Annotated in this window: 8 protein-coding genes and 2 rRNA genes (1 of these 10 cut by a window edge); 3 read left to right on the top strand and 7 right to left on the bottom strand. The window is 68.8% G+C overall.

The genetic code is table 11. The annotated features are described in order from the left end of the window. Both CXR04_RS16140 and rrf read left to right on the top strand, forming a co-directional pair. Positions 1 to 1,462: ribosomal RNA gene (locus CXR04_RS16140) — 23S ribosomal RNA — on the top strand; it begins 1,668 nt to the left of the window's first position. Between the two features lie 111 nt (positions 1,463 to 1,573). Beyond that, a 5S ribosomal RNA gene (gene rrf, locus CXR04_RS16135) occupies positions 1,574 to 1,690 on the top strand. A gap of 57 nt (positions 1,691 to 1,747) precedes the next feature. Here rrf and CXR04_RS16130 read toward each other — a convergent pair. The 7 genes from CXR04_RS16130 to CXR04_RS16105 all read right to left on the bottom strand — a co-directional run bounded on the left by CXR04_RS16130 (position 1,748) and on the right by CXR04_RS16105 (position 9,033). Continuing rightward, positions 1,748 to 3,283 (bottom strand): type VI secretion protein, encoded by a 1,536-nt coding sequence (locus CXR04_RS16130; protein ID WP_101423028.1) that lies wholly within the window; start codon positions 3,281 to 3,283, stop codon positions 1,748 to 1,750. 1 nt (position 3,284) lies between these two features. Next, the gene (locus tag CXR04_RS16125; RefSeq protein WP_101423026.1) at positions 3,285 to 4,658 is read right to left on the bottom strand and encodes an ATP-binding protein; all 1,374 of its coding nucleotides are present in this window, start codon (positions 4,656 to 4,658) and stop codon (positions 3,285 to 3,287) included. A 6-nt stretch (positions 4,659 to 4,664) separates the two neighbouring features. After that, positions 4,665 to 4,823 (bottom strand): hypothetical protein, encoded by a 159-nt coding sequence (locus tag CXR04_RS34855; RefSeq protein ID WP_159072328.1) that lies wholly within the window; start codon positions 4,821 to 4,823, stop codon positions 4,665 to 4,667. Positions 4,824 to 4,828: 5 nt separating this feature from the next. Continuing rightward, entirely contained in the window at positions 4,829 to 6,364 is a 1,536-nt protein-coding gene (locus CXR04_RS16120) for an SCO6880 family protein (protein WP_101423024.1), read from the bottom strand. A gap of 6 nt (positions 6,365 to 6,370) precedes the next feature. Further along, the gene (locus CXR04_RS16115; protein ID WP_101423022.1) at positions 6,371 to 7,687 is read right to left on the bottom strand and encodes a hypothetical protein; all 1,317 of its coding nucleotides are present in this window, start codon (positions 7,685 to 7,687) and stop codon (positions 6,371 to 6,373) included. Then, positions 7,677 to 8,513 (bottom strand): hypothetical protein, encoded by an 837-nt coding sequence (locus CXR04_RS16110; protein WP_101423020.1) that lies wholly within the window; start codon positions 8,511 to 8,513, stop codon positions 7,677 to 7,679. Before CXR04_RS16110 ends, CXR04_RS16115 begins: the two co-directional genes overlap by 11 nt. A 211-nt stretch (positions 8,514 to 8,724) precedes the next feature. Further along, complete coding sequence (locus CXR04_RS16105) at positions 8,725 to 9,033, bottom strand: hypothetical protein (protein ID WP_018840935.1); 309 nt, start codon at positions 9,031 to 9,033, stop codon at positions 8,725 to 8,727. Positions 9,034 to 9,365: 332 nt separating this feature from the next. On the opposite strand from CXR04_RS16105, the gene CXR04_RS16100 reads away from it, so the two are divergent. Further along, a complete protein-coding gene (locus tag CXR04_RS16100; RefSeq protein WP_101423018.1) occupies positions 9,366 to 9,557 on the top strand; it encodes a hypothetical protein in 192 nt (63 codons plus the stop codon). The last annotated feature ends 58 nt before the right edge of the window (positions 9,558 to 9,615 follow it).

The raw sequence follows: 9,615 nt of genomic DNA, 5'->3' as shown, positions 1-9,615 counted from the left end.
GCCCGGGCGGTGGTTGTCCCGGGGTAAGGGTGTGGCCCGTTGTGCAGGTAAATCCGCGCAACTTTATGGGTGAGACCTGATGCCGAGCCGATTGTGGTGAAGTGGATGATCCTATGCTGTCGAGAAAAGCCTCTAGCGATGTTTCATGGCGGCCCGTACCCTAAACCGACTCAGGTGGTCAGGTAGAGTATACCGAGGCGTTCGGGTGAACTATGGTTAAGGAACTCGGCAAAATGCCCCCGTAACTTCGGGAGAAGGGGGGCCGTTTCCGGTGATCCGTTTTACACGGGGAGCTGGGGGTGGCCGCAGAGACCAGCGAGAAGCGACTGTTTACTAAAAACACAGGTCCGTGCGAAGCTGTAAGGCGATGTATACGGACTGACGCCTGCCCGGTGCTGGAACGTTAAGGGGACCGGTTAGTCATTCTTCGGGGTGGCGAAGCTGAGAACTTAAGCGCCAGTAAACGGCGGTGGTAACTATAACCATCCTAAGGTAGCGAAATTCCTTGTCGGGTAAGTTCCGACCTGCACGAATGGCGTAACGACTTCTCGACTGTCTCAACCATAGGCCCGGTGAAATTGCATTACGAGTAAAGATGCTCGTTTCGCGCAGCAGGACGGAAAGACCCCGGGACCTTTACTATAGCTTGATATTGGTGTTCGGTTCGGCTTGTGTAGGATAGGTGGGAGACTGTGAAGCGGCCACGCCAGTGGTTGTGGAGTCGTCGTTGAAATACCACTCTGGTCGTGTTGGATGTCTAACCTGGGTCCGTGATCCGGATCGGGGACAGTGTCTGGTGGGTAGTTTAACTGGGGCGGTTGCCTCCTAAAATGTAACGGAGGCGCCCAAAGGTTCCCTCAGCCTGGTTGGTCATCAGGTGGTGAGTGTAAGTGCACAAGGGAGCTTGACTGCGAGACTGACGGGTCGAGCAGGTGCGAAAGCAGGGACTAGTGATCCGGCGGTGGCTTGTGGGAGCGCCGTCGCTCAACGGATAAAAGGTACCCCGGGGATAACAGGCTGATCTTCCCCAAGAGTCCATATCGACGGGATGGTTTGGCACCTCGATGTCGGCTCGTCGCATCCTGGGGCTGGAGTCGGTCCCAAGGGTTGGGCTGTTCGCCCATTAAAGCGGCACGCGAGCTGGGTTTAGAACGTCGTGAGACAGTTCGGTCCCTATCCGCTGCGCGCGTAGGAGTCTTGAGAAGGGCTGTCCCTAGTACGAGAGGACCGGGACGGACGGACCTCTGGTGTGCCAGTTGTTCTGCCAAGGGCATGGCTGGTTGGCTACGTTCGGGAGGGATAACCGCTGAAAGCATCTAAGCGGGAAGCCTGCTTCGAGATGAGGACTCCCACCCCCTTGTGGGGTTAAGGCCCCCTGTAGACGACGGGGTTGATAGGCCGGATCTGGAAGCCCTGTGAGGGGTGGAGGTGACCGGTACTAATAGGCCGAGGGCTTGTCCATAGCTGCTTGCGTCCACTGTGTTGTTCCCAGACAGCAAACCATTGTTGTCGGGTTGGCTTGAGTTTGTTCACTTAATTGAAGAGTGTGCTTGTTCGCTGACCCTTTTAGGGTTTCGGTGGTCATAGCGTTGGGGAAACGCCCGGTCTCATTCCGAACCCGGAAGCTAAGCCCGACCGCGCCGATGGTACTGCATGGGGGACCGTGTGGGAGAGTAGGTCACCGCCGAACAATCTTTAGTACTCAACCCCCGGACGATGTCCGGGGGTTGAGTCATTTCTGCACCCCTCACACCCCCAGCGACAGCCCCGGCCAGCGGCTGCGCGCCTGCTCCGGCGAGCGCATCGTGGCCAGCGTGGGCAGTCCCTCGCGGTCGCCTTCCGTGAGGAGGGCGGGGAGTTGGGCGAGGGGGGCGACTGCGGCTACGTCGTCGAGGACGAGGGTGAGTGGTGGGTCGAGCCGGCCGGTGGATGACCCTGCGGCCATGCGGCGGCCGTGCTCGACCACGTCTGTGGCGAGGGCGGTGAGCAGTGGCATCGCACCCGGGCGGGACCGGGGGCCCTCGATGGCTTCACCCACCAGATAGAGCGTTCCCCCTTCGTCGATGAATGACTCCAATACGAGCGAATCTGCTCGAGTCGGTTTGGAAGCGTTGCGCATGTGGATCGACGACATGCCCTCCAGCGCCGTCGCCACCAGTTCCGCCGCCGCGTCCCGCCGCTCCGGATGCCCCGTCAACGCCGACTCCAGCTCGCCGGCCGCGCCCGACGCCGCCTCTGGCGCCGAGCGGAGGATGCCCACCGGTTCGTGGGCGCCCGTGCCCTGGGCCCAGCGGTGGACCTGGGCGAAGGGGCGGTCCGCTACGGCGGCGGCGTGCAGCCAGCACGCCAGCATCGTCTCCGCGGTGTCCGCCACCGTGGTGTCCGTACGGTGCTGGGGGCGTACCGGGCGTAGGAGAGCTGCCGCTCGCTCGGAAGCCGTGCCGCGGTCCGTGCAGCCGGCGGCCGGGGACCAGCGGAGGCGGTCCGGGGTGTCGCAGAGCTGACCCGGGTCGTAGACGAGGACGGGGCCGAGCTTGCCGCGGGCGTCCTTGGTGTCCGCCCACAGGGTGGCGTCCGAGGTGATGACGAGCGCGGGGCCCTCCGCTCCCAGCAGCGTCTCCCGGGTGACCGCCATCGCCGTCGGGCTGCCCTTGCGGAACACCAGCGGGCCGGCGTGCGTCGGCGGCAGTCCGGCCGGGGGCTGGGCCTGGCCCTGCCGCGGGACGGTGGGGAGGGGCCGGGTGGGCTGCGGGCGTGGCTCCTGCGTGGGTCGTACGGGCGCTCTGCGCTGGGGCGTGGGCTGCGCCGGGGACTCCGTGTCCTCGTACAGGTCCCGCTCCTCGTACCGGCTCTCCAGGCCGCCTGCCAGCGCCTCGTCTCCCGCGGCCGCCTTGCGTGCAGCCGCCCGGCGGGCCCGCCAGCTCGCCGTCGTCGTCATCCCCACGAGCGTGAACGTGCCGAGCACCATCAACTGGCTGATGAACACGCCCCAGAACAGCCCCCACCCCGACAGGGACTCGCGCGGCGTGTCCGGCCAGGCGGCAGGCAGGTCGTGCGGTTCGGAGACCAGCTCGCGCATCGCCAGCGGCGTGCGTGTGAACTTGACGCCGTCAGGCCACGCGCCGTGCGCCAGCAGCCCGGACAGACCCGTCGCCGTCCACGCCAGGATCGTCAGGCCGAGCAGGAACGCCAGAATGCCGAGGAGCAGGGCATCGGGGATGCCCCGCTCCGGGCCGTCCTGCTGCCCGCCGCCCCGGTTTCGTCCACCGCGACCCTGCGCCATCTCAGGCCACCGTCGATTCCTTCGCCATCACCACCGGGCCGGTGTCGTCCGCCGCCTCCAGGGCCGGTACCGGGGCGGACTCCGTCATCGCCCGGTCGGTGAAGACCAGCGGCCGTTCGGCCTCGGTCACCAGGTGCTTGACCACCTGCACGTTGCCGTTGACGTCCCAGACGGCGATGCCGGGCGTCAGGGTCGGGATGATCTCGACGGCCCAGCGCGGCAGTCCGAGGACTTTTCCCGTCGCGCGGGCCTCGTCGGCTTTCTGGGCGTAGATCGTACGTGTCGACGCCATCTTCAGGATCGCCGCCGCCTCCCGCGCCGCGGCTCCGTCCACGACGTCCGACAAGTGGTGCACGACGGCGACGAACGAGAGGCCGAGCCGGCGGCCGAACTTCAGCAGCCGCTGGAAGAGCTGGGCGACGAAGGGGGAGTTGATGATGTGCCACGCCTCTTCGACCAGGAAGATGCGCTTCTTGCGGTCCGGGCGGATCCAGGTGTGCTCCAGCCACACGCCGACGATCGCCATGAGGATCGGCATGGCGATCGAGTTCCGGTCGATGTGGGAGAGATCGAAGATGATGAGCGGCGAGTCGAGGTCGATGCCGACGGTCGTCGGGCCGTCGAACATGCCGCGCAGGTCGCCGTCGACCAGGCGGTCGAGGACCAGGGCGACGTCCAGGCCCCAGTTGCGGACGTCCTCGACGTCGACGTTCATGGCCTCGGCGGCAGTCGGCGCCGGGTGGCGGAGCTGCTCCACGATGTCGGTGAGCACCGGCTGGCGGTCGGTGACGGTCTCGGTGACGTGTCCGTGGGCGACCTTGAGGGCGAAGCCGGAGCGCTCGTCCAGGCCGCTGCCGGTGGCGACTTCGATGATCGTACGGAGCAGGGCGAGCTGGCCGGTGGTGGTGATCGCCGGGTCGAGCGGGTTGAGGCGGATGCCGCTGTCGAGGGCCGCGAGGGGGTCGAGGCGGATCGGGGTGATGCCGAGCTCCTGCGCGATGAGCGCCCATTCGCCGACGCCGTCCTCGCCCTGGGCGTCGAGCACGACGACCTGGCGGTCGCGGAAGCGCAGTTGGCGTAGGACGTAGGTCTTCTCCAGCGCGGACTTGCCGTTACCCGACTCGCCGAGCACCAGCCAGTGCGGCGCGGGGAGCTGCTGGCCGTAGAGCTGGAAGGGGTCGTAGATGTAGCCCTTGCCGCTGTAGACCTCGCGGCCGATGATGACGCCGGAGTCGCCCAGGCCGGGCGCGGCGGTGGGCAGATAGACGGCCTGCGCCTGCGCGGAGGAGGTGCGCACGGGCAGCCGCTGGGTCTCCGTCTTGCCGAAGACGAAGCCCGCGAAGGCGCGCGTCGCCAGATCGAGGAGGTCGGCCATGGGGGGTCACCTGATCCCGGTCGCGGAGGGCGGGGTGCTGACGAGCGCGCGGCGGTGCCCGCGCTCGTACGGGGTGCCCTTCCGGGCGGGGACCGGGGCGTGGGGCGAGGGGGCGCGGTGCGCCGCGCGTTCCCTGTCGTAGGGGAGCATCAACCGCTGGGCCATGGGGGTCACCTGATCCCGGTCGCGAAAGGCAGGGTGTTCACGAAGGCGCGGTGGTGCTCTCTGTCGCACCATTCCAGTTTCAGGTATGACTTCCCCGCCGAGGCGCGGATCGTGCGCTTGTCGCGGGCGAGAGCCTCGGGGGAGCGGGCGGAGACCGTGAGGTAGCCGACGATGTTGACGCCGGCGGCGCCGGAGGCGAGGTCCTCGCCGCGCTGGTCGATGCGCTCGTGGTGGGCGATGTCCCGGGGGTCGACGACGCGGTTCATCTTCGCCTGCCTGGACGCCTCGGCGTCGTCGTTCGTCTTCTCCGTCAGCATCCGCTCGATGGCCACTTCTGTGGGCTCCAGGTCCATGCATACGGCGACCGTGCGGATGACGTCCGGGGTGTGGACGAGGAGCGGGGCGAGGAAGTTGACGCCGACCGGGGTCATCGGCCATTCCTTCACCCACGCCGTGGAGTGGCACCAGGGGTCGCGGGTCGCCGACTCGCGGGTCTTGGCGCGCAGGTACTGCGGGTCTACGGCGTCCAGTTCGGCCGGCCAGGCGTTGCGCTGGGTCATGGCCTGGATGTGGTCGATGGGGTGGTCCGGGTCGTACATGGAGTGCACGAGGGCCGAGAGCCGTGCGATGCCCAGCGGCTGCCGTACCCGGATGTCGGCCTCGGCGAGACGGGCGCAGATGTCGCCCAGCTCGCGGGCCATGATGACGGCGATGCAGTCGTCGCGGCTCTGCTTGGTCGCGCGGCCCATGACCGTGGCCTCCTGGCCGAGGTCGCGCGTGTAGGGCATGCAGGCGACGAAGTACGCGCGGTGCTGCTCGGAGGAGGTCGAGACCATCGACTGGAGCTGGTCGTACGAGCCCTTTATCCACTGCGGCGCACGCGGGTCGCCGCGCTGCGAGACGTCCTTGGCGTGCGCGTCGGGGTCGGCGGGCAGCGTACGGGCGAGCATCTGCAGCCGGCGTACGAAGCCGTCGCCGTTGGCGGCGTGCTTGAGCAGGGTGCCGAAGCGGTCGACGAGGGCTTCCTGGTCCTCGCTGTCGCGCAGGCCGACGCCGGGGCCCTCGATCTCTATGACGGCGGTGACGGTGCGGCGGTCCGCGTGCAGCAGGACGGCGATCTCGTCGGGGCCGAAGGGGGCGACCATCCAGTTGATGCGGCCGATGCCGGGCGGGGTGCCGACGGCGACCTCCTCGCCGCTGAGGCGGGTGCCGGCTTCCTGGGCGCCGGAGCGGTAGACGGCGGCGCCGCTGCGCAGGAGGCGGCGGTGGCTGCGGCTGATCTCGAACCACCTGTAGAAGGTGCGGCCCCGGTACGGGACGTAGACGGCGGCGAGGGCGAGCAGCGGGAAGCCCATCAGCAGCACGATGCGCAGCGTCAGCACGGGGACGAGGAGGCCGCACATCATGCCGAGGAAGGCGCCGCCGATGATCATGCCGATCTCGCCGGTCTCGCGGTTGCGGCCGACGATGGCGTTGGGGCGGGCCTTGCCGATGAGGTACGTGCGACGGGGGGTGATCGGTGGTGTGTGGTGCGTGGTCACCGCAGGTCACCTCCTGTTTCCGGGCTGCTGGGGGGACTGCGGGGGCACGCTGCGGCCGCCCTGCGAGCCGGAACCGGAGCCGCCGGTGCTGTGGTTGGCGGTGCTCGGCTTGGGCGGGGCGGACTGCTGCGGGCGGGTGCTGTGGGCGGAGACGCCGCCGGCGACGGGGTTGGCGGGCTTGGCCGCGGAGCGGGACTCGCCGGTGGCGCCGCCGCCGGCGGGTCCCGACGACGAGGTGCGGGAGCCGTGGGTCTTCATGCCGGCGGTGACGAGGGCGGCGGGGGTGGCCATGACGGCGGAGGCCGGGTTGGCGGAGGTGGCGCGGCGGCCTTGCTTGGCGGTCATGATCTCGTCGCCGAAGCCGGGCACGAAGCGGTAGATCATCGCGCTAGCGAAGATGGCGAGCAGGATGATCGCGAGGCCGGAGACGACGGCGGAGAAGGCGTCGGGTCCTTCCTCGGCGGAGAGGGCACCGGCGAGGCCCAGGACGATGACGATGACCGGCTTGACGAGGATCACGGCGATCATGATCCCGGCCCAGCGGCGGACGTGGTGCCACATGTTCTTGTCGACGAGCCCGGCGTAGACGGCGGTGCCGAGGAGGGCGCCGACGTAGAGGAGGGCGGCGCGGATGACGAGCTCCAGCCAGAGCACGCCTGCGGCGAGCACGGAGACGAGGGAGACGACGATGAGCATGATCGGGCCGCCGCCGATGTCCTCGCCCTTCTTGAGCGCTTCCGAGAAGCCGCCGAAGAAGGTGTCGGTGTTGGACGACGTACCGGAAGCGATGGCTTCTGTGACGGAGTCGGTGGCGGTGACGAGGGTGTAGAGGACGAGGGGGGTGAAGGCGGAGGCGAGGACGGTGAGCCAGAGGAACCCGATGGCCTCGCCGAGGGCTTCGCCGAGGGGGACGCCGCGGATGGCGCGCTTGGCGACGGCGAGGAGCCAGAGGGTGAGGGTGAGGATGGTGGAGGCGGCGAAGACGACGGCGTACTGACGCAGGAAGGTGGCGTTGGTGAAGTCGACGGTGGTGGTGGAGTTGACGGCGTCGGAGAGCTTGTCGATGGTCCAGGCGGCGGCTTCGGCACACCCTTTCGCCAACGAGGACAGCGGATCGACGGATTCGGTCGGGTCGCTGGGGGCGTCGGGGGCGGAGCCCTTGCGGTCGCCTTCGCCTTCGCAGTAGTCGCGGGCGGGGCCGCGGATGAGGTCGCAGGAGTCGCCGTCCTGGGCGGCGGCGCGGCCGGCGGCGAGGAGGGCGACGAACTGCGCGCCCCCGAGGAGTGCGCCCAGGCGGAGGGCGCGGCGGCGGTCAGCGGGCATAGGTGAACCCTCCGAACTCCTCGATTGCCTTGGCCATGTCTTCGGCGGAGGAGGCGGTCTGGTCGCGCCCGACGGGCACCGGGCCGTCCTTCTGCGTGTAGTCGGAGACCTTCCAGCCGCCGTCGGCCCACTGGAGCTCGTACGTCGTGGTGTACCAGCTCTCGGTGACGGGGTTCTCGGAGTCCTCGCCGGCGAGGCCGAAGAGCGCCGAATACCAGACGGCGATCTTCGCGGTGTCGTCGGTGTAAGCCTTCACGCTCGCGCCTACGGGGTTGATCCGGGAGACGAACGTCGTGCCGGTGGGCGCCGTGCCGTCGTCCTCCAGGCCGATGCGCTGGAGGAACGCCGGGTCGTCGTAGACCTCGTCGAGAGCGGAGAGACGGGCCTCGGCGACACCGGGGACGTAGAGCGCGCGGACGATGTCGGCACGCTCGTCTTCGTCGAACATCCCGGCGCCGGCCAGCGGCACGGTGTAGTTCGCCGCTGCCGACTGGGCGCCCTCTGCCGACTGTGGGAAACCTGTGGGGATGCCGCCGTTGGTGGGGGTTTTTACGGGGGTGTCGCCTGTGGGGGAGGTGGGTTGGGCTTTGGTGTCGGGGTTGGCGGGGGATTCGGGGTCGTCCTCGGTGTTGCCGCCGCGGTTCGCGAAAGCGATCGCGGCGATGAGGAGGACCACGACGCCCACGACCGTGACCATCGCGCGGGACGGCGAGACGCGGCCGCCGCGGCGGGTGTCGTAGCGGCCGTCGTTGTCGCCTTCGGCGAAGCGGGTGCGGGTGCCGGGTTCGGGGGTGCCGTAGTCGACGTAGTCGTCGTCGTGGCTCATGCCGGGTCCCCCCCTCCGTGCGCCGGTGCCGCGTTGCACCGGCGTGCCGTAGGCACAAGAAGGTAGCGGTGCGCCGTCTGACGTCCTACGGGGGTCCCCGGGCCGCGGCCGGGGGGTGGTTGCCTCCCGGGTCGCGGGCTCGGGCGACGTCCCGTCGCCGTGTGCCGCACCGCCGTTCGCCGTACGCCTGGCCCTGAAGTCACGGCCCGGCCTACACCGCCATTCCGTACACGATTGTGAACACGGTGCCGAGGGAGCCGATGATGAACACTCCCGTCAGACCCGCCACGATCAGCCCCTTGCCCTGCTCCGCGCTGAACGTGTCGCGCAGCGCGGTCGCGCCGATGCGCTGCTTGGCCGCCCCCCAGATCGCGATGCCCAGGCACAGCAGGATCGCGACCGCCATGACCACTTCGATCATCACGCGCGCTTCTTGGCCCAGGCTTCCGAAGGGGCCCCAGTCAGGGGCGATACCGCCGATGATGGTGTTGATGTCGCCCTTGTCGGCTGCCAGGAACATGTCGTAACTCACCGCCCCATGCGCTGTGTTGCCGTCCGGGGTGGACGGCAGGAGTCATTGTCCATCCTCCCTGATGATGCCCTCGTGAGAGTCGATTTGGCGTCAACCGCGGGGATTTCACAAGGGTGTTCGGCGCTCTCTGCCGACTTTCCTGTGTGTATCACGTTAGGTGACTATTGGCAACGCTGCGTGCCTGCGGGGTCGGGGAGGCGATCGGCTTGTCCGACCTGCGCCGAATCGGAGTATGTGAAGAGTGGGTGCCGCGGTGACGGGCGCCGGGCGGGCCTCGTTGGTGGATTTGACTCAAACAGGCCCTGGGGAAGGCGGCGGATGTGTTCGAAGGAATGACGGTCGTCTCGGGGGTCGTGGTGCTCGTCGGTGCGGTCAGCGGCGTCGGGGCGTCCCTGCACGAGGCCGCCGGGCCGGGGGTGTCGGCGTCGCCGGCGTCGGAGGTGGGGGAGGTGGAGGCGGCCTCCGTGGGCGAGGGCGCGGAGGCCGGTGTGCCCGTGCCGGCCGCGGGCTGACGCGGCGCGCCCGCCGCCGGGGTGCGGCGGCGGGCGGGTCGTACGCGGGGGGCGCGCG

Origin of the sequence: Streptomyces sp. CMB-StM0423 (genome assembly GCF_002847285.1) — a bacterium.
GTDB lineage: Bacteria > Actinomycetota > Actinomycetes > Streptomycetales > Streptomycetaceae > Streptomyces.
Note: the sequence above shows the minus strand (reverse complement) of the source record. Positions and strands in the feature narration are given on the sequence as shown.

Bases quoted from the DNA above. Each gene is read 5' to 3' on its own strand.
- CXR04_RS34855 (WP_159072328.1), bottom strand. From the start codon at position 4,823: ATGGCCCAGCGGTTGATGCTCCCCTACGACAGGGAACGCGCGGCGCAC.
- CXR04_RS16110 (WP_101423020.1), bottom strand. From the start codon at position 8,513: ATGAGCCACGACGACGACTACGTCGACTACGGCACCCCCGAACCCGGC.
- CXR04_RS16125 (WP_101423026.1), bottom strand. From the start codon at position 4,658: ATGGCCGACCTCCTCGATCTGGCGACGCGCGCCTTCGCGGGCTTCGTC.
- CXR04_RS16105 (WP_018840935.1), bottom strand. From the start codon at position 9,033: ATGTTCCTGGCAGCCGACAAGGGCGACATCAACACCATCATCGGCGGT.
- CXR04_RS16115 (WP_101423022.1), bottom strand. From the start codon at position 7,687: ATGCCCGCTGACCGCCGCCGCGCCCTCCGCCTGGGCGCACTCCTCGGG.
- CXR04_RS16130 (WP_101423028.1), bottom strand. From the start codon at position 3,283: ATGGCGCAGGGTCGCGGTGGACGAAACCGGGGCGGCGGGCAGCAGGAC.